The following is a 384-nucleotide window of genomic DNA, read 5'->3' on the forward strand; positions in this document are numbered from 1 at the left end:
CGCGTGATGGCGGCGCGCGTCGGCGGGGTCGAAGTCGACGTCGTTGAGGCGCGGCGCGGCGTCGCCCTCGGCGTCGACGACGAGCTCCATCAGCAGCACGCCCTCGTGGAAGTTGATCGGCCTCGGCACGCGAACGCCGGCCGCGGCGAGGCGATGGAGGGCGTCGACCTCGGCGCTCTGCCACGCCGCCTCCTGCGCCTCGCGGCCGAAGCGCGTGCCCTTGGCCATCGCCCGCGCCTGGCGCGTGTTCTTGACCTTGCGGTTCTCGGTGTAGTCGACGGCCTGGCGAAAGCTCCGGTTCGTCGCTTCCTTGTAGACCTTGGCGCAGATCGTCTCGTCGCCGCGGCGGACGACGTAGACCGTCGCCTCCTTGCCGCTCATGAG

The 384-nt window shown here is 71.4% G+C and carries 1 protein-coding gene; it reads right to left on the reverse strand.

Features of this window, described 5'->3' with window-relative positions; genetic code table 11:
• Window positions 1-384: RIO1 family regulatory kinase/ATPase (locus I6F37_RS44715; protein WP_225155089.1), on the reverse strand; the 384-nt coding region annotated here is incomplete at both ends.

Source organism: Bradyrhizobium sp. NBAIM08 (assembly GCF_020193935.1).
Lineage (GTDB): Bacteria > Pseudomonadota > Alphaproteobacteria > Rhizobiales > Xanthobacteraceae > Bradyrhizobium > Bradyrhizobium yuanmingense.